We start from the raw sequence: 18,944 nt of genomic DNA, 5'->3' as shown, positions 1-18,944 counted from the left end.
CGGGTGCAGCTGCCGCTGCCGGTGCCGGCGCGGTTGCCGGGGCCGCAGCCGGGGCGGAACCTGCCGGAGAGGTGGAGATTCGGGCGACAACAGTTCCAACCTCAACGGTGTCGTCCTCTTCAACCAGGATCTCGACCAGGTAGCCCTCAATGGGAGAGGGAACCTCAGAGTCGACCTTATCGGTTGCGACCTCAACAATGGGTTCGTCTGCGTCAACCTTGTCCCCGACGCTCTTGAGCCAAGCGGAGACGGTTCCTTCGGTGACAGACTCGCCGAGGGCGGGCATCTTCACCTCTGTGACATCACCGGAAGCCACTACCGGAGCAGCAGCAGGCGCCGGAGTTTCGACCGCGGTGGGAGCCGGGGCTTCGGGTGCCGGTGCAGCCTCTGCGGCGGGTGCGCCACCAACGGCTTCGCCGGGTTCGCCAATGATGGCGATATCGGTTCCGACCTCTACGGTTTCGTCCTCTTCAACCAGGATCTGAAGCAGAACGCCAGAGATGGGGGAGGGGACTTCAGAGTCGACCTTATCGGTTGCAACCTCAACGATGGGTTCATCGGCCTCGACCGTGTCGCCCACGCTCTTGAGCCACGCTGAGACGGTGCCTTCTGTTACCGACTCGCCGAGGGCCGGCATCTTGATGGACTGTGCCATGGTTATCCTTTTTCTCCTGCTATCTGTCTCTAGTCGTGTGCGTGTAGGGGCTTGCCAGCGAGTGCCATTGCGGCCTCACCAATCGCCTCATTTTGTGTCGGGTGGGCGTGGATAAGCTTCGCGACATCATCCGGGTAAGCCTCCCAGCCAACAATCAGTTCGCCCTCACCGATCTGCTCAGAAACACGAGCCCCGATGGAGTGGAAACCAACGATGGGGCCGTCCTCAACACCAATCAGCTTGATGAGGCCAGTGGTCCCCAGGATGTTGGACTTTCCGTTGCCCGCCAGGTTGTAGTCCACGGACTTGATCTTGTCCGCGCCGTACTTTTCCTTGGCCTGTGCTTCAGTCAGACCAACCGAAGCGATTTCCGGTTCGGTGAAGGTGACACGTGGAATGGTGTTCTCATCAACCGGATCGGGGCTTAGACCCGCGATCTCTTCGGCAACCATGATGCCCTGGAGGAAACCCCGGTGGGCGAGCTGCAGTCCGGGAACGATATCGCCAACCGCGTAGACGCCAGGGACCCCGGTGCGGCACATCTCGTCGGTTAGGACGAAACCGCGATCCATGTTGACACCGATCTGCTCAAAACCGAGATCCTGGGTGACAGGGCCGCGTCCGATTGCAACGAGAAGGAGGTCGCCATCAATGGTCTTACCGTCTTCAGTCGAGACGTGCACGCCATTCTCATCCTGGGTGACACCCGCGAAACGAGAGTTGAGGTGGTACTTGATACCACGCTTACGGAAGGCGCGTTCCAGGGTCTTCGAAATGACCTCGTCCTCGTTTGGAACCAGGTGGGGAAGGCCCTCAACGATGGTCACATCAGCTCCGAAGGACTTCCAAGCGGAGGCAAACTCAGAACCGATTACGCCGCCACCGAGGATGATCGCGTGCTTCGGGATCCACTCCATCTGCAGGGCCTGCTCGGAGGTGATGACGCGGCCTTCGATTGGTAGCGAAGGGAGAGTGCGTGAGTACGAGCCGGTGGCAAGAATAAGGTTCTTGCCCGTGATGGTCTTGCCGTTCACCTCAATGGTGTTCGGGCTGGTGACGCGGCCCCACCCCTTGATTACTTCAACCTTGCGGGAGGCTAGTAGGCCCTCAACACCCCGGTAGAGCTTGTTGACAATGTTGTCGCGGTACTCGCCAACCTTGACCATGTCGATTCCGTTCAGGCTGGCATCGATACCGATGGGGCCAGCGTCACGAATCGCGTCTGCAGTCTCTGCTACGTGCAGGTAAGCCTTGGTGGGGATGCAGCCACGGTGCAGGCATGTGCCACCGACCTTGTCCCCTTCGATCAACGCGACCCTAAGCCCCAGCTGTCCGGCGCGCAGCGCTGCTGCGTAACCTCCGGAACCGGCGCCTAGTATGACAATGTCGTAGTCTGCTTCACTCAAGTGTCCTCAACTCCTTGACTTCAACCTTCAACCGCCGTGGTTGTACCTCTCTATTGTCACATGTGGAAGCGCGCTGGCGTAGGGGAGAGGGTGCAAGACCTGCCACGTTCTTCTAGGACAGGGGTCCCAGGATTGTGCTGTGAATGAATTTCCCACTCGCTCCTAGCCCGCATCGTCACTAAGTAGACTGAGAAGATGAGTTTTCAGGCCCCCACCCCGACCGAGGGCTCCGCTGCCGCGCTACGAGATGAGCGGGGGGCGTCACTTGGTCTAGGTCGCCTGGTTATGGCTGCCTTCTGGATTGCCGGGGTCGCCCTTTCGGTGGTTGCGGTGACCCAGCTGTTCGTGGACACTTCCGGGGATGCCGGGGTTCCGCTGGTGACTCTTTTGGCGGGGATCATCTACCTGCTGGCTGCCATTGGGCTCACCCATAACGGGCGCAGGATGCGCAAGGTGGCGTGGGTGAGCGTGAGTGCCGCGCTCGGGGGACCCGTGCTGACGGGACTGCTGGGACTTAGATCCGCCTCGGTTTGGTCCCCGTGGACTGATTTCGGGGTTCACGCCTGGTTTGTCAGCCTGATTCTTCCCGCCGTGGGCATCGTCTGGCTGTGGTGGTCAAACCCGAGGCGCATTGTTGAGATTGCCGAAGGGATTGAGCGTGCCCCGTGGCGTGACCGGGAGATTACCGAGGGCGGTACCGGCTAGTTTCCGCCGTTGAATCCCAGTTGGCGCCACGCCTCATAGGTGACGATAGATGCCGCGTTAGCCAGGTTTAGTGAACGGGCTCCCCCGACCATATTTATACGAATGAGGGCCGTCAGGCGGGGGTCATCCATGACCCACTGCGGGAGGCCGTCCGGTTCAGCACCGAAGAGAAGGCAGTCCCCGTCCGCATACTCAACCTCGGTGTAGGTGCGGTTGGTTCGTCCGGTGAAAGCCCAGATGCGACCCGGTATCTCTGCGAGGAGAGAATCGAGATCGGGGTGTGTCTTCACGTGTGCTAGGTCGTGATAGTCCAGTCCGGCCCTGCGTAACTTGGTGTCCTCCATGTCGAAGCCGAGGGGTTCGACCAGGTGCAGCATGGCTCCGGTGCAGGCCGCTAGACGGATAGCAGCACCGGTGTTGCCGGGGATGCGGGGCTCGAAGAAAGCAATGTGAAGCACCGCGCCATTGTTTCACCTCGGCGGGAAAGAGCGTAGTTTCAGCGTCGATTCTCACGGTGAGATTTGACGTAGTCAACGGGATTGAGGTGGGGCTCGCAGATGTCGGAGCAGACCTTTATGATCGAACATATGTTCGAGTCGGGGGTGGATTATGGCAGGTCTCTTTGCGCAGCAAGAAGACAGATTGCGTCAGGCCAGGGCTGTTTTAGCCCGGGTTGAAGCACGCCAGGAAGTTGTGCCCGCGCCTGAAAAGATCCGGGGGAGGGAAGCTTCGGGCCGGGGGGTTTACCACCTGGACGGAACCATTGAAGGGGCGGCCCGGGCTCTGGCACGGATGATTAGGCCCGAACAGTTTGTGGCTGTGGTTGATCTGCGTGATGTCTCCTGGGAGGGGGTTGAAGAACTCGGGGTTGATCTCAGCCGCATTGTGCTTATCCGCTCTGTGGGGGAGCAGGGGGTCAAGGTTATTGGCAGTCTCCTTGAGGGTTTTTCGATCGTTGTTGTTGGCAACGTTGGGGTGGACCCCCGCCATCAGAGGGCCCTGGCTGCCAGGGCTCGTACCGTCGGGGCCACCATTTTGACCATGCGCCCCTGGATGACCGTCAGTCTCCCACTCACCGACCATCTAGAGGACAGACCGGTGGTAGAGAATCCGCTGTTGAGGTACAGAAAAGAGGCTTCCTGATGGGGAGTAGAGGGGCAAAACTGCCTCGATACGTGGCCCTGTGGGTCCCCAACTGGGAACTCAATGCCCTGGTCGTTGATGTACCCGTGGGGGCTCCCGCAGCGGTGGTTCGTCGCGGACACGTCACGGTGGTCACCCCCTCTGCGTTCCGCCTCGGAGTCAGGGTGGGGATGAGGCAGGTGATGGCTCAGTACAACTGCCCCGGCCTCCTGATTTTTCCCCCGGACGATGAACGTGAGAGCGCTGCCTTCGAGGTGATCCTGCAGGTCTTTGACGACTTCGCACCCGGTGTGGTGGCTGTGAAGCCCGGTTTGGCATTCGCACTGGCTCGGGGGCCTGCAAAGTGGGCCGGAGGTGAGGGAGAGTTGGCGTCTGAGCTTGCTGAACAGGTGGCGCTACAAACAGGGGCTGAGTGCCAGGTGGGGATTGCGGACTCGCTTGCGGGTGCCCTGCTCGCAGCGCGCCAGGGTGTCATTGTTCCCCCATCTGAAACGGAGCGTTTTCTAGGTCGCCAACAGCTTCAGCAGCTGGTGGAAGATCTTCCTCCCCGTCAAAGACGGGAGGTGGGGAAAGAACTTCCCACCCTGGCCGCACTTGGTGTTCATACGGTGGGTCAGCTGCGTGAACTCGGGGGCGCCTCTCTACTGACACGGTTCGGAGCCAGTGGGCAGGCGCTGTGGCGCGTTGCCACCGGAGAGGGCGAGTTGGCTCAGACAGTCTCACGAAGTGTGGGAGAGGTGGGGGTTGAGGTGGAAGTGGATCCGCCGGCCCTGTCTGTTGAGCAGGCTCTGTTTGCGGTTCGGCGCGCTGCCAACAGCCTTTCGGATCTTCTCGTTCAAAGGGGGCTCTACTCCTCAACGGTTCGTATCTCCATTGAACGCAGTGGTGGGGTGGTCTCCGAACGAACCTGGACACTCCTCGATGCCATGTCTTCCTCACAGGTGGGGAAAAGAATCACCTGGCAGCTCAGGGGAATGTCGGATGCTTCCTCAGCTCTCGAGGGGTCCGCAGACGACAACGCCCTGCGCTGGATTAGAGTGGCAGCCCTCTATCCGGCGCAGATACCTGAACTGGACCCCCTCTGGGGTGGAAGTCAGTCCCGGCGTAAGGCGGGACTTGCGGTTGAAGAGGTACAGGCGATGCTGGGCGAAGAGGCGGCGGTTCTTCCCATCATCCACGGTGGGTTTGATCCTCGTTCTCGAAGCCTGTTCCAGTCCTGGGGTACGGAAGTGGAAGATCTGCCCCCGCGCAGTGGGCCATGGGAAGGGGCGGTTGCCTCCCCGCCGATTATCCTCTTTGAGAAACCGCCCTCGGCCCTTCTCATGGGGGAAAGAAGAGAGGGGACAACCGGGCGAGTCTGGGTGAATCGCAGGGGGTTTCTCAATGGAAGTCCCCGCTATCTGATTCTCAGCACAGATCATCCAGAGCTCCCTTCGGGCAACCACCCCCTTTCCGAGACCAGGGGATTATGGATGGTTCGAGGACGGTGGTGGAGTCCCGAAAATAAAGCCCATGCCCCGCGCTGCTATCTGAGAGTTTCACGAACCGGGGCCTCGGATCTGCTCCTCGTACAGCGGGGGCCTGAATGGTGGGTTGAGGGCGTGTATGCCACCACCGAAATCCATCGCTAAACTCACCACGGGAGGGAAGATGGCAAAACTGTACTTTCGCTACGGAGCAATGAACTCGGGTAAGTCAACTGCGCTGCTGCAGGTGGCCTACAACTACGAGGAACGAGGCCAGCGGGTCCTGCTGGCCAAGCCGGCCGTGGATACCAAGGGGGACGCGCAGATTATCTCCAGGCTGGGAGTTGCCCGGGAGGTTGATTTCCTTATTACCCCCCAGGATGATGTTCGGGAACTGTTTGCTCGCCATGCGCGCGGCTACGATCCCGACGCCCTGGTTGCCACTGTTGACAATCTGCCTCCCGTTGCAGCACTGCTGGTAGATGAGGCTCAGTTCCTCACCGGAGAGCAGGTTGAGGACCTGCAACGCATCGCCACTCTTGATGGGGTTCCCGTTCTCACCTACGGGCTGCGAACTGATTTTCAGACCCATATCTTTCCCGGGTCACAGCGGCTTCTAGCCCTTGCGAACACACTGGAAGAGCTAAAGACCATTTGCCGCTGCGGTAAGAAGGCCATCCTTAACGGGCGTCAAGTGGATGGGCGGTTCATCTTCGCAGGTGATCAGATCTCCATTGACGGGGCCGGGGTTAGCTACGAATCCCTCTGCGCTTCCTGCTACCTCGAAGAATCGGGCGGTTCATTCGGGTAACTGCTCGGGCAAAAGACCAAACCGTGCGAACCAACGTGACATTTCCGCACAATCTCATCGAACATATGTTCGATAGAATGGTGGGGTGAAAGATCGAGGATACGCGGAACTACACGCACACAGTGCATTCACATTCCTAGAGGGAACAGACACCCCCCTTGCCCTAGTTCAGCAGGCTCAACAGCTGGGGCTGACGGGAATCTCTATCCTCGATGTGGATGGAATGTACTCTGCAGTCCAAACTGCACAAGCCGGTCGCCAGACAGGTATGCCCATCGTCTATGGAACAGAACTAACGCTTGATTCCCTCTTACTCTCTCTTGAAGGACGACCTCTCCAGCCCGATGGGAAGAGAGCCTTGCAGTTCACAACACCCCGGGTGCGTCTCCCCGTCCTAGCCACTTCCCAGGATGGTTACCGAACCCTTAGCAGTCTGCTTAGCTCCCATTTTCTCCAGGTGGAAGGGCGACGTGAGGCATCGCTGAGCCTAGAGGAAATTCACCGATTCAGCACAGACATCTTTCTTCTCACAGGTACCTCCCACGGCCCACTACGGCAGGCCCTCACGGCAGGGGGAATGGTCGGCGCTGAACGGCTACTTGACCAGCTGATCGATACCGTGGGGCCGGACCGGGTCGGGGTGGAAGCCAGCCTGCAGCAGCATGATCCGGCAGCACTGTCTGATGCCCTGTTCACCCTGGCGCAAAAGAGGGGGTTGCCCCTTGTTGCTACCGGTGCGGTTCGCACCGCTAGACCGGAGGGGCAGCCGCTTGCGGATGTTCTTAGTGCCACTCGCCTCAATGTTCCGCTGGCTCAGGCCGAGCCCTATCTTCCCGCTTGGCGGACCTTTCTACGGTCACACGAAGAGATGTTAGTTCTGCACCACCGCCACCCCGAGGCAGTGGCGAATGCTGGTTATCTCGCAGGTCAGTTCAACTTTGACTTCCGTATTCTTGAACCGGGACTCCCTCACTATCCGGTCCCGGAGGGAGAGAGCGAGGAGACCTGGTTGCGGCACCTTACCTATCGGGGGGCTCTGGAGCGCTACGGGACAAGAGAGCACTCTCCGAAGGCTTGGAAACAGATCGACTACGAACTTGACATCATTGAGCAGCTTGGCTTCCCGGGGTACTTCCTAATCGTCAAGGACATTGTTGACTTCTGCAGCCGAAGTGGAATCCTCTGTCAGGGACGTGGTTCAGCTGCCAACTCAGCTGTCTGTTACGCCCTTTCCATCACAGCGGTCGATGCGGTTCAGCACAGGATGCTTTTTGAACGGTTCCTCTCTCCAGAGAGGTCGGGTGCACCCGACATCGACCTCGACATCGAGGCGAAAGAACGGGAGCGGGTTATCCAGTATGTCTATAACCGCTACGGTCGCCACAATGCGGCCCTGGTCGCCAACACCATTACCTACCGTCCGAAGTCTGCGGTGAGGGATGCAGCCAGAGCATTCGGGTTTCCAGAGGGTCAGGTTAAGCGGTGGTCGAAGCAGTCGGGGCGGGGAGGGGGAGAGGTTGGCGCACCCCCCGCTGTCCTGGAAATGGCCCATGCTTTACAGAAGCTGCCGCGACACATGGGAATCCACCCCGGAGGCATGGTTCTGACCCGCACCCCGGTGTCAGAAATCTGCCCGGTTAGATGGGGGGCAATGGAGAAACGTTCGGTCCTGCAGTGGGATAAAGAGGACTGTGCCGAAGCAGGACTGGTTAAGTTCGATCTTCTCGGCTTAGGAATGTTAACGGCGTTGCGGCGCTCTTTCAACTGGCTCGAAGAAGCCGGGGTCAAACGCAATGGGCGTCCCCTCGACCTCTACAATCTTCCCCCCGAAGATCCCCGCGTCTACGATCTGCTGTGTGCCGCGGATACAGTCGGTGTCTTTCAGGTTGAATCGCGCGGGCAGATGAACACGTTGCCGCGCCTCAAGCCACGGAAGTTCTACGACATTGTCATCGAGGTGGCGCTGATTCGTCCCGGCCCAATCCAGGGCAGGGCGGTGAACCCCTACCTCAACCGGAGGAATGGTCGTGAAGAAGTCACCTACCTGCACCCTCTGATGGAGAATGCGCTCAAGAAGACGCTGGGGGTTCCGCTGTTTCAGGAGCAGCTCATGCAGATAGCGGTGGAGGTAGCGGGCTTCACCCCGGCGCAGGCTGATGAGTTGCGCCGTGCCATTGGCGCCAAGCGTTCTGCTGAGCGTATGCAAACTCTAAAACCTGCCCTTTTCGCGGGGATGGCGGCTAAAGGGGTGCCGGAGACGATCCGGGAGAAGGTATTTGAGCAGCTGCGGGGTTTTGCTGAGTTTGGTTTTCCTGAGTCGCACGCATTTTCTTTTGCCTACCTTGTCTATGCTTCCGCGTGGCTCAAGGTGCATCATCCGGAACACTTCTATGCTTCGATTCTGGCAAGCCAGCCCATGGGGTTTTACTCGCCTGCTTCACTGGTCGAGGACGCCCGCCGACACGGGGTAAACGTGGCGCCCCCAAGCGTGCTTTTCTCGGAGGTTGTCTCTACCCCGCGCGCCGTGCCCGCAGGGGAGCAATCTCCGGTCAGCAAGCCCCATCACCTAGTTGATGCGCGCAGTGACCTCGAGGTGCGTCTGGGGTTAGAAACCGTGAGGGGACTCGGTGTTGGAGCCAAGCAAGTTGTTGCTGCCCGAGCGGATGGGCCTTTCGTAGATGTGGCAGATCTGGCGGCGCGGGCACGTCTGAGCCGACTCCAAGTCGAGAAGCTCGCGGCAGCGGGTGCCCTCGATGACCTTGGCATAACTCGACGGGAGGGACTGTGGGCAGCCGGGGTGCTTGGAGTGGGTGACTGGCACCAGCCATTTCTCCCGGGGACTGAGGTGGGTGCTCAGGCCCCACACCTTCCGAGGATGTCGGTTACGGAAGAGTTGGAGGCCGACTATCGGGGCATGGGACTGTCGGTTGGACTGCACCCTGTAGAGACGGTTCGGGAACAGCTGAACCGGCGTGGGGTTGTGCCTCTGAACAAGCTTCCGGATGCCCCCCTGGATCGCCGGATTACTATTGCCGGTGTCGTCACCCACCGGCAGCGTCCCATGACCGCACGCGGAACGACTTTCCTCTCACTGGAGGACGAAACCGGCCTCGGTAATGTTATTTGCTCCAAGGGGTTATGGCGTCGCTACCGCAGTGTTGCACTTGAGGCGCAGGCGATGGTTATCAGTGGTCGAGTTGAGAAGGGGGACGGTGCGGTTGCCTTGGTGGCCGACCGCATCGAGGCGCTCCGTGTGCCAACTCGAACAACCTCGAGGGACTTCCGGTAGGTCTGCTAAGCCGTCTCATCCGGTCGCGCAGCCGCCTTGGCCCCAGGCGTGGGAATGAACTTCTTGCGGGTGCCCGGCTTAGCGCGAAGTTCCTTAAAGAAGACGTAGACCCCGTCGCCCTTGGCCTTCTTTTTTCCGGGTGGGGGACCCACCTGAGGCGGGGGCATATCGGGCAGGTTTCCGACGATCGGCGGGTCGCGGTGGTAGAGCGAAGAGAACACCGACCAGATCACTGCGATGATCGGGATAGCGATGATTGCCCCAAGAAGGCCGCCGACAAGCGTTCCAGCCATGACGCCGATAGCAACAACAACCGGGTGCAGACGGACCTGCTTGCCCATAATTAGCGGCTGAAGAATGTGTCCTTCAAACTGTCCGATGAGGGCGATGCCTATACCAACCACGGCTGCCTTCATTACACCTTCCGTAGCCAGGGCAACGATCATGGCTAAGACCATTGCCGCGGGTGCACCAACCATTGGGATCAGGGCGCCGATCATGACGAGGACGGCTAGCGCCGGTGCCAGTGGCACCCCGAGAACTTCGAGGAAGACCCATGCCAAGATGCCGTCGATGAAGGCGATGATGATGGTGCCACGACCGTACCCCGCGAACGTTGTCCAGCCAGCCTGTGCGGCGTGATTCCACTGACCGCGTCGATCAGTGGGAAGAAGGTTGAGGAACCAGCGCCACATTTGGGAACCCTGGAGCAGGAAGAAGATAGTTATAAAGATTGCCAGGGCGAAAGCTGTGATCGCTAGGGCAACTCCACCGGCATTCGACAGGGCTGTAGTTGCCAGCCGTTGCCAGTTCGCCGCAAGGTAATGCTGCCCCTTCTCGATCATCGAGTTGAGCCAGGTATAAACCTGGTCGCTGGTCAGGTTGACGCTGAATGGGGAACGGTCGATGAAGTCGATAATCATGTCGAGGCCGTGGGAAAGCTGTTTTGCGAGCTTCTGCCACTGGCCGGCCACCGAGGTGACGACGAATGTTAACAGGCCACCAAAGATGAGGAGTGTGCCGAACAGCGACAGCGCTACCGCCAGACCCCTGGGCATGTGCTTGCTCATCCGATTCACAATCGGATTGAGCAGGCCAGTAAGGACGAGGGCGACAAAGACCGCAATGAAAACAGCCGCGATCTTGGAGGTCCCGAAGACGATTCCGGCGATGACGAGGGTGATACCGATCGCTGACCAGGCGCCAACTCCGGCGCTCAGCAGCCAGCGGGGAACATCAACCCGTGACTCTTTGGTCGCAGGGTTGGCAGGTGCCTGATTACGCCCCAGATAGCGCTGACTTTTCGGAGAGCTGTAAATGGCTTTGCGCGGCTTGGTTTGGCCGGTCATAGGCCCTCCTTTTCAGAAATTGACTGAGACCACTAGTGTAGTTCTCAACCTGCACTCTTGCCGATCTGACACCAACTGGCCTCGCTGTCTGCGTGGAGAGTCTGCGGAACTGCAGACCTAAGCCACCCCTTCCCATTAGGTAGTAGATAACACGGGGACATCTCGTGTTCGGCGTAGAATGTGTGCTGTGATGGGCGAACAGGCTAACCATAGTGTTGCGGAAGGGCTTGCGTAACTGTGGCACAGGATGCGGCAAATGGAATCGAGGAGCGCGATAACAAACGCTCCTTGGCTTGGCGCGTCTTTTTCGAGGCCAGTACCCGGCTTCAGGGCTCACTTGAGACCCAGCTGAAAACCGGGGCAAACATGTCCCTTTCGGACTACAATATTCTTCTGATGCTCTATGAAAGCGAGGGGCGTCAGATGAGGATGGGTGAGCTTGCTGAACGCCTCGGATTTATCCCCTCACGATTGACCTACCTGGTGGGGGGTCTTATTAAGGCCGGCTGGGTAAACAAGAAACCCAGCGGTACCGACAGGCGCGGTTACGTCGCCGCGCTCACCGACGCGGGGGTTGAAGCCACCGAGCATGCTTCAAGGATTCACCAGGCAACCGTTCGCCAGCTACTGCTTGATGACCTGACGGATGCGCATATCGACCAGATCGTTGATGCTTTCGGGCACCTCGACCGCAAGGCCCATCCCTAGTCGGGTTTCGACCTACTCGCCTTGGGAGTCCCCTCCCTCTTTTTCAGGCGTCGTCGTATCTGTGTCAATGGTGAACCCCGCGTGTTTCTGGTTGCGCCGCCTTGCCAGAATTACGCGAACCACAGCGGTAATCAAAAGGATGAGGATGACCCAGGGGAGTGCGATCAGGAGTGCGTAGCCAATAACTTCAAACGATTTGAGGATGAACTGCCAGGCCTTCTCAAAGGAGAACCCCGATGAGTCGACCTCGGTTGAGAAGTTGACGTAGAGGTTAGACATTTCAACCTGGCCGGAGAGCCATTCAAGTTGGGCATTGAGGGAGTCCAGTTCTGCCTGTCGTTGCGTCAGTCCATTCTCAGCGGCAATCAACTCTTCGACTGTCGTCGCCTGCTCCATCAGTGCCTTGAGCCGGTCTAGCGAGTCCTCGAGGACCGCGATTCGAGCATCCAGGTCTGTCACCTGCTGGGTGACATCCTGGTTGTAGACGGAAGAGTTCTCTACGCGTCCGAGACTGTCGAGTGAAGATAACACCTCATCGAAGCGTTCTGCGGGAACTGCTGCCGACACCGAGGCAAAGGGCTGGTTCTGGAAGTCCGAGGACGAGCTTGAGTCGATGCGCCCTCCGAGAGCCAGGACCTGTTCACTAAACTCAGCGGCCTTACCTCGAGGATCAGGAGTGATGACTGTTGCATCCCCCGAGACGATGATTGAGGAACCAACCTGCGGTTTCATGTCCTCGGCCGCGCCCATTTCTATGTCCGAACCGGCTGCGTAGTCTGCGGAAACCATTCCGCCGTCAGAAGCGGCCATACTTTCTACAGAAGAGTTGTACCCAGTTCCGCCCGAGCAACCCGCAACCCCAAGGGACACGATGGCTAGCACGGTGACCAGTGGGCGCAGAGAAGTCCTTGTTTTCATGTGCTCACGGTAGGGCCAAGTCACCCCGAAAAGTAGGCTTCACCAGCCTTGAAACCGAACTGCAATGTCCAGGTCAAATCCTGGTTGAAGCATCTTCGGGTTGCGTGGGTGGGACCTGTCTGGCAGCAGAACGGGCGGCCCAGGAAACCAGGGTCTCCAGTGGGCCCCGCTTTCCTGAGATGCTCAAACTGGTCCCCAGGAGCAGCAGAACAGCCAGCTGCCACCAGAAGGAGACCGCCAGGATCTCATAGGTTCGCATCCACCCCAACGCGTCTAGGGGAAGCCCGGTCCAGAGAATTATGAAGGCAGTCATCGTGATGTGGAGGACGTACGAGGTGAGGGGGGTGGCGCCAACCTTGGCGAGGGGGCGAAGGAGTATGGGGGTGGTAGTAGCTCTTGAGAAAAGAACGACCAGAAGACAGATCACCAGGACTGCAGCACCGCCGGTCTTGAGGATGTCAGCCGTAGAACCCGAGTGGGGGCTGGCAACAAGCAGGGCATCCCACCCCCCGAAAAACGGGCTGCCATAGGCACTCTGGTTGAGGGATCGGACAATATCCGTCGCCGTCCCGTACCCTTCGGCCTCAAGTTGGAGTGAAAGTGCGTGGGCCCGAAAACGGCTAACGGTCTCAGCCAGTGCCCACACGGCGGCACCAGTCAGGCCGGAGACCAGAGCTGAGCGAACCGGACTTACAGAGGTCATTAGGGCGCGAGCCAGCAGGATGCCGAGGCCGAGGTAGATACTCCAGGTAAGAACCGGATAGGTCCCCGTCAGAAAAAGGGTGGTCAACGTGCTGGACACAGTCGTGAAGTCAAGCATCCCGTGCGCGATGGACTGGGTGGTCCGAGTCTTGACTTCAAAGGCGACCAGCGGTGTCAGGATTGAAGCGCCTAGCAGGAGGAGAAGAAGTGGTAGCTGGGGGACGAGGGCGAGCAGGGTTGCCACCATGATCGCCACCCCGTAATAGACGAGGATAACGATGATGTTGTGGTCTGGTAGGAAGCCCATGAGGACACCGATCAGGGCAACGCTACCTCCGCGTACCAGGCCGGACACGATCGCGGGTACTTTGAGCCCCTCGGCAAGGTAGCGCCTGGTGGAGAAGACAACTCCGAAGCCACCCAGCACGGCGAAAAGGGTTGATGGGAAACCCGAGGTCAGGTAGTCAACCCACCCGCCACTACGAGCAGTGGGAAGTAGGTGTGCGGCTATCATCCCGACCAGGGCGAGGAAACGCGCCAGGTCGACAGCAATGAGACGTTTCATGTCCTCCTCCCCCCTGAAATCGAGTGGCTTAAAGCAGAAGCCCGGCCGACAAAAGTCGACCGGGCAAATGCTATCCCTCGGAGACCGTTAGGTCACCGGCAGACCAGAAACTAGTTCTTGCGACGGGGGAGCAGCACGGTGCCACCAAGCACACCCATCAGGCCGGTGCCGGTTGCTAGTGCCGAAACACCGAATGCAAGGATTGAGGTGAACAGGGAGGCACGCAGGAACGAAGCGTTCATGGCGGTGGTGCGCATGCCCTGAGCCTGAGCAGCCTCAGGTGAATCATCACCGAACTCAGCCTTGGCTTCGTTGACAGCGTCACCGAGCTCTGCGTAGGTGAGGCCATCGGTTGCGCCGAGGGCATGCTTATGGATGACTCCCTGCATAGCCCAGGCGGAGATCGGGCCTGCAACGGTTGCACCCTGGCTCATTGAGGCATCATCCGGAACGGTCATGTGCTCAACACGGAGGTTTGCGGAGACTGCGAACCAGGCGACAACGCCGCCGATCATCATGAGAGCGCCAACGACGATCATGATCCATGCGACGACGGTGCGGTACACGCCGGGGTTGGTGGAGGTGGTCGACTCTTGCGACATTTTTATCCCTTTACGGAAACGGTGCTTCTCGGCTGGCGCCGATGGCTGATTACTAGGTCAGTAAAAGAATAGAGAATTTGCCGAGACGGTAAAGGTGTTTTACGAGCCAAAAGTCCTAAAGGACACCAAACTGTTACCAAGGGTCGACTGGCCTCCGGCCAAAATCCCCGAGATTTCAACGTTCTTGCAGGATTTCAGAAGCCGCGGGGGCTAGGCCCAAGGCCTCAGGGTGTGTGAGTAAGGTCCCTTCAAGGCGGCCTAAAGTCCCCGGGAGTGTCGTTCTCTAGGTCCCCCATGAAGGCGGTTAAACGTCCCTGAGTGCTTTTCTAAATAAGGTGAGAAACTCCGTGACCTCCTCATCGCCGACAGTGAGCGGCGGGGCAAGGCGGATGACCCTGGGGTTGGGGCTGTTCACAATCAGTCCGGCAGCGCGCGCCGCAGCGGCGACCTCCGGAGCAACATCCTTCGCCAGCTCAATGCCCAACAGCAGGCCCCGTCCTCGGACACCTTTCACCAGGGGTTCATCGAGGGCAAGAACCGCCGCGGCTATCTGCTCACCGCGAAGTAAAGCATTGCTCGCCAGGTCCAGCTCGACAATGGTGTCGAGGACGGCCTGGGAGACGTGGCAACCGAGCGGGTTCCCCCCAAAAGTTGTGCCGTGAGCCCCGGGGTAGAAAAGGGCGGCAGCTTCGCCGTAGGCAATGCACGCCCCAATCGGGAACCCACCGCCAAGGCCTTTAGCAACGGTGATGATGTCCGGGGTGATCCCAGAGTCCTGAAATCCAAACCACGATCCGGTTCTTGCGATGCCGGTCTGAACCTCATCAACCACCAGGAGAGCGCCAACCTGGGAGGTAAGCTCCCGAGCGCGCCTCAGGAACTCATGACTGAGCGGAACCACTCCGGCTTCACCCTGGATGGGCTCAAGAAAAAGTGCAGCAACGTCCTCATCAAGAGCGGCCTCGAGTGCTTCGATGGTGGGTTCGATCCGCGCCACCCCGGCCGGGAGTGGCTCGAAAGGCTCGCGGTACCGGGGGTTGGAAGTGAGTGACAGAGCACCGAGAGTTCGTCCGTGGAAACTGCCTTCCAGGGCGATGACCGTGTGCTTGCCCAGCGGTGTGCCGTGGAGTCGGGCTAGCTTGAGGGAGGCCTCGTTGGCTTCGGCGCCCGAGTTCGTGAAGAACACTCGCCCGCTCGATCGGGCTCCGGAAATATCCAGGAGGGTTTCCGCTAGTTTCAACTGGGGTGGTGAAACGAAGAAGTTAGAAATGTGAGCCAGTGTCGCAGCCTGCTCGGAGATGGCGGTGACGAAGGCAGGATGAGCGTGACCCAGCGCGTTGACGGCAATGCCGGCCAGGAAATCCAGGTAGCGTTTTCCGCTGCTGTCCCACACATGGCAACCTTCGCCGCGTACCAGCTCAGCTTGCGGCTCGCCGTAGCTGTTCATCAACACCTGTGCTGCACGACCCTGACTACTCACTGTGCGCCCTCACTTCGGTTCCGATTCCCTGATCCGTGAACAGCTCGACAAGCACCGAATGGGGCACGCGACCGTCAATCACAGTGGCAGTTGGGACTCCGCCCTCGACGGCTTCCAGGCACGCCCGCATCTTCGGGATCATTCCCGACTCCAACGAGTCGAGAAGGCGCGCCAACTCGGCAACTTCAATCTGCGCCACAAGTGAATCCTGGTTGGGCCAGTCCGAGTAGAGGCCCGCAACATCGGTAAGTAGAACCAGCTTTTCTGCCCCGAGAGCCACGGCTAGTGCGGCGGCTGCCAGGTCAGCATTGACGTTGAGGGCGGTCCCGGCATTACCTCGCTCGGGAGCAATAGAAGAGATAACTGGAACTCGACCGGCCTCAAGCTGATCGAGAACTGTCTCAGGATGCACCTCGACGACCTCGCCCACCTGACCGAGGTCGATGGTCTGCCCTTCGACCTCAACCGTCATCTTTTCCGCTGAGAAAATAGCAGCATCCTCACCGCTTAGTCCCATGGCCATCGGGCCGTGCTCATTGATGAGTGCGACTATCTCTGGGTTGACCTGACCCTGCAGGACCATACGGACAACATTCATAGCCTCCGAGGACGTGACCCGAAAGCCGGCCTTGAACTCAGACTCAACCCCGAGGCGCTGAAGCATCTCTGAGATCTGTGGGCCACCACCGTGGACGACAACCGGGTGCACGCCGACATAGTGGAGGAAGGCAATATCTTCGGCGAAAGCCTGCTGCAGCTCCTCATTCACCATGGCGTTCCCGCCGAACTTGATGACGATGATTTTTCCGCTGTGTTTCTTCATCCAGGGCAGCGCCTGAACAAGGGTGTTGGCGAAACGGCGGGCTTCTTCCGGGGCCTGGAAGCGGTACTTAATGGAGTTCATGAGGAGTATGCGCTGTTCTCGTGGACGTAGTCGTGGGTGAGGTCGTTGGTCCAAATGGTGGCTGTCGACTCGCCAACATGAAGGTTGATTCTGAGGTCGACAGCCCGGGGGCTGAGGTCAACCAGGTCGCGGGACTGATCGGGGCCGCCCTTTGAGCAGACACGCACCCCGTTCATCGAGACATCCACGTCGTCCGGATCGAACTGGGCGCCCGTCGTGCCGATGGCAGCGAGGACACGTCCCCAGTTGGGGTCATTCCCGAAGATAGCCGCCTTGAAGAGGTTGTTGCGGGCAACCGAACGACCGACCTCGAGGGCATCTTCAACGCTGCCTGCCCCAGTCACGGCAATAGCAATGTCGTGGGAGGCGCCCTCTGCATCTGAGAGCAGCTGCATTGCAAGATTGAGACAGACGGCCTGCAGTGCGCTGGCAAACTCGTGAGGTTCAGGGACAACCCCTGACGCTCCCGAAGCCAGCAGCGTCACCTGGTCATTAGTGGACATGCAGCCATCAGAATCAAGGCGGTCGAAACTAGTCGAAGTCGCTTGACGCAAGACATCATCACACTCGGAAGAGTCGAGGACGGCGTCGGTGGTGAGGACCACCAGCATGGTCGCCAAACCGGGAGCCAGCATTCCGGCCCCCTTTGCCATTCCCCCAATCGACCAGCCGGACTCCGAGCTGTAGGTGGCTGTTTTCGCGTGGGTGTCAGTGGTGAGGATTGCTTCACTGGCAGGAACGCCACCTTCAACCGAAGCCTGGGCAACAAGGTCTGACAGAGCCGAAAGAATGGGCCCGCGAAAATCCGGGCCACCCTCACCAATCAGGCCGGTCGAGCAAACCTGAACCGCAGATGGATCGACCTCGAGTAGATCTGCGACACCCTGAGCCGTCAAGACGGTGGTCTCATAACCGTAGGTACCCGTGAAGCAGTTCGCCCCGCCGGAGTTCAAGACGATAGCCGCCACCTGACCCCCGGAAGCATCGAGTGCCTGACGTGACCAGCGAATGGGGTTAGCCTGGGCTCGGTTTGACGTGTAAACAGCGGCTCCCGACTGTTCCGGACCGTCATTGATGACGATGGCAAGGTCGTTGGCGCCAGAAGACTTCAAGCCAACAGCAAGGCCGGCGGCGCGAAAGCCACCGGGAAAAGTAACGGTCATGGTGCAACTCCATTCACGGTGAGGCCTGCGTCCTCGGAAAGGCCCAGGGCAATGTTGGCGGACTGAATGGCGGCTCCCGCCGTACCCTTGGCGAGGTTATCGAGGGCGGCCACCACCACAACCTTTCCGGCCCGCTCATCCAGGGTCACGCTCATCAACAGGGTGTTCGCCCCCAACGTCGATCCGGTCGAAGGGTGCTGACCGGCAGGAAGAACCTCAACGAACTGCTCGTCCTCGTACGCACCGACCCATGCCGCGCGCAGCTGCTCCCCGGTAACACCCGCCTTGATCGGGGCGGTGCAGATGGCCAGGATCCCCCGAGACATGGGGACGAGAGCGGGCGTGAACGACACCCTCACGTGGGGAAGGGAAGCACTTGTCTCACTGAGTGCCTGTTCGATCTCTGGAACATGCCGGTGAACACCACCAACCGCATACGGGCTGGCCGAGCCCATAATCTCTGAGGCCAAGAGACTTGTACGCAGTGCCTTACCGGCACCTGAGGGCCCCACTGCCAGGGAGGCGACGATGTCACGGGACTCGATGAGACCGGAGGTGACACCGGGTGCGAGTGCTAGGGCCACAGTCGATGCATTACATCCTGGAGCGGCGATGCGTTTGGTGGAACGAAGGTTCTCACGTTGCTTCTTCCCGTTGACGAGCAGCTCGGGAACCCCGTAGCTCCAAGGTGCGTGGAACTCGCCACCGTAGAAGCTCTCCCATGCGCTTGCGGAATGAAGCCGATGATCGGCTCCGCAGTCGACCAGGAGGGTCTCGGGCGAGAGAGCCGCGATCTCATCTGCAAGAGCGCCCGAGTGGCCGTGGGGGAGGGCGAGGAAAACGACGTCGTGGCCCGCCAGGTTGCCTGCACTCGTCTCGACGAAAGTTCTGTCAGCAAGGGAGCGCAGGTGAGGTTGAATTGTTCCAACCGACTCTCCGACGTTTGAATGTGCTGTGACAGCCCCGACTGAAAAATCAGGGTGACCGGAAAGGAAGCGTAAAACCTCACCTCCGGCATAGCCAGATGCCCCGGCGACAGCGGCAGTTAGCGTCAAGGGGTTCCTCCTCATAGTTGTGT

At 59.5% G+C, this 18,944-nt stretch carries 17 protein-coding genes; 6 read left to right on the top strand and 11 right to left on the bottom strand.

Annotated features, from left to right (window positions below; all coding sequences use genetic code 11):
* Together CS903_RS08185 and lpdA are read right to left on the bottom strand one after the other, a co-directional pair.
* The coding region (locus CS903_RS08185) for a biotin/lipoyl-containing protein (protein WP_306345679.1) at positions 1-655 on the bottom strand (655 nt) is incomplete at its 3' end.
* 29 nt (positions 656-684) lie between these two features.
* Positions 685-2,061 (bottom strand): dihydrolipoyl dehydrogenase, encoded by a 1,377-nt coding sequence (gene lpdA / locus CS903_RS08180; RefSeq protein WP_099333062.1) that lies wholly within the window; start codon positions 2,059-2,061, stop codon positions 685-687.
* 195 nt (positions 2,062-2,256) lie between these two features.
* Here lpdA and CS903_RS08175 point away from each other — a divergent pair, with 195 nt between their 5' ends.
* Entirely contained in the window at positions 2,257-2,766 is a 510-nt protein-coding gene (locus CS903_RS08175; RefSeq protein ID WP_099333061.1) for a hypothetical protein, read from the top strand.
* Here the strand turns inward: CS903_RS08175 and CS903_RS08170 are convergent.
* Positions 2,763-3,224, bottom strand: coding sequence for a tRNA (cytidine(34)-2'-O)-methyltransferase (locus CS903_RS08170; protein ID WP_099333060.1), 462 nt, complete (start codon positions 3,222-3,224; stop codon positions 2,763-2,765). The genes CS903_RS08175 and CS903_RS08170 overlap by 4 nt on opposite strands.
* A 151-nt stretch (positions 3,225-3,375) precedes the next feature.
* Here CS903_RS08170 and imuA' point away from each other — a divergent pair, with 151 nt between their 5' ends.
* The 4 genes from imuA' (at position 3,376) to CS903_RS08150 (ending at position 9,475) form a co-directional block, all read left to right on the top strand.
* Positions 3,376-3,909 (top strand): DnaE2-dependent mutagenesis accessory factor ImuA', encoded by a 534-nt coding sequence (gene imuA' / locus CS903_RS08165; protein ID WP_099333059.1) that lies wholly within the window; start codon positions 3,376-3,378, stop codon positions 3,907-3,909.
* On the top strand, positions 3,909-5,540 hold the full coding sequence (locus tag CS903_RS08160; protein ID WP_099333058.1) for a DNA polymerase Y family protein: 1,632 nt from the start codon (positions 3,909-3,911) through the stop codon (positions 5,538-5,540). The genes imuA' and CS903_RS08160 overlap by 1 nt, the downstream gene beginning before the upstream one ends.
* 19 nt (positions 5,541-5,559) lie before the next feature.
* Entirely contained in the window at positions 5,560-6,186 is a 627-nt protein-coding gene (locus CS903_RS08155; RefSeq protein WP_099333057.1) for a thymidine kinase, read from the top strand.
* Between the two features lie 85 nt (positions 6,187-6,271).
* Positions 6,272-9,475, top strand: a complete 3,204-nt coding sequence (locus CS903_RS08150) for an error-prone DNA polymerase (RefSeq protein WP_099333056.1) — start codon at positions 6,272-6,274, stop codon at positions 9,473-9,475.
* 5 nt (positions 9,476-9,480) lie between these two features.
* Here CS903_RS08150 and CS903_RS08145 read toward each other — a convergent pair whose 3' ends face one another.
* On the bottom strand, positions 9,481-10,824 hold the full coding sequence (locus CS903_RS08145) for an AI-2E family transporter (protein ID WP_099333055.1): 1,344 nt from the start codon (positions 10,822-10,824) through the stop codon (positions 9,481-9,483).
* A 237-nt stretch (positions 10,825-11,061) separates the two neighbouring features.
* Between CS903_RS08145 and CS903_RS08140 the strand changes: the two genes are divergently transcribed.
* The gene (locus CS903_RS08140; RefSeq protein WP_099333054.1) at positions 11,062-11,532 is read left to right on the top strand and encodes a MarR family winged helix-turn-helix transcriptional regulator; all 471 of its coding nucleotides are present in this window, start codon (positions 11,062-11,064) and stop codon (positions 11,530-11,532) included.
* 12 nt (positions 11,533-11,544) lie between these two features.
* On the opposite strand, the gene CS903_RS08135 is transcribed toward CS903_RS08140, so the two are convergent.
* From CS903_RS08135 to argC, 7 genes are all read right to left on the bottom strand, one after another.
* Complete coding sequence (locus tag CS903_RS08135) at positions 11,545-12,450, bottom strand: DUF4349 domain-containing protein (protein WP_129587638.1); 906 nt, start codon at positions 12,448-12,450, stop codon at positions 11,545-11,547.
* Between the two features lie 73 nt (positions 12,451-12,523).
* Positions 12,524-13,717, bottom strand: coding sequence for a hypothetical protein (locus CS903_RS08130; protein ID WP_099333052.1), 1,194 nt, complete (start codon positions 13,715-13,717; stop codon positions 12,524-12,526).
* Between the two features lie 110 nt (positions 13,718-13,827).
* The gene (locus CS903_RS08125) at positions 13,828-14,319 is read right to left on the bottom strand and encodes an aromatic ring-opening dioxygenase LigA (RefSeq protein WP_099333051.1); all 492 of its coding nucleotides are present in this window, start codon (positions 14,317-14,319) and stop codon (positions 13,828-13,830) included.
* 304 nt (positions 14,320-14,623) lie between these two features.
* Entirely contained in the window at positions 14,624-15,799 is a 1,176-nt protein-coding gene (locus CS903_RS08120) for an acetylornithine transaminase (protein ID WP_242491815.1), read from the bottom strand.
* Positions 15,792-16,703: an acetylglutamate kinase gene (gene argB, locus CS903_RS08115; RefSeq protein WP_099333050.1), complete on the bottom strand. Its 912-nt coding sequence runs from the start codon at positions 16,701-16,703 to the stop codon at positions 15,792-15,794. The genes CS903_RS08120 and argB overlap by 8 nt, the downstream gene beginning before the upstream one ends.
* The gene (argJ, locus tag CS903_RS08110; RefSeq protein WP_099333049.1) at positions 16,700-17,866 is read right to left on the bottom strand and encodes a bifunctional glutamate N-acetyltransferase/amino-acid acetyltransferase ArgJ; all 1,167 of its coding nucleotides are present in this window, start codon (positions 17,864-17,866) and stop codon (positions 16,700-16,702) included. The genes argB and argJ overlap by 4 nt, the downstream gene beginning before the upstream one ends.
* Positions 17,863-18,921, bottom strand: a complete 1,059-nt coding sequence (argC, locus tag CS903_RS08105) for an N-acetyl-gamma-glutamyl-phosphate reductase (protein ID WP_099333048.1) — start codon at positions 18,919-18,921, stop codon at positions 17,863-17,865. The genes argJ and argC overlap by 4 nt, the downstream gene beginning before the upstream one ends.
* Positions 18,922-18,944 lie beyond the last annotated feature (23 nt).

It is taken from the genome of Actinomyces minihominis, assembly GCF_900187855.1.
Taxonomy (GTDB): Bacteria; Actinomycetota; Actinomycetes; order Actinomycetales; family Actinomycetaceae; genus Scrofimicrobium; species Scrofimicrobium minihominis.
Note: the sequence above shows the minus strand (reverse complement) of the source record. Positions and strands in the feature narration are given on the sequence as shown.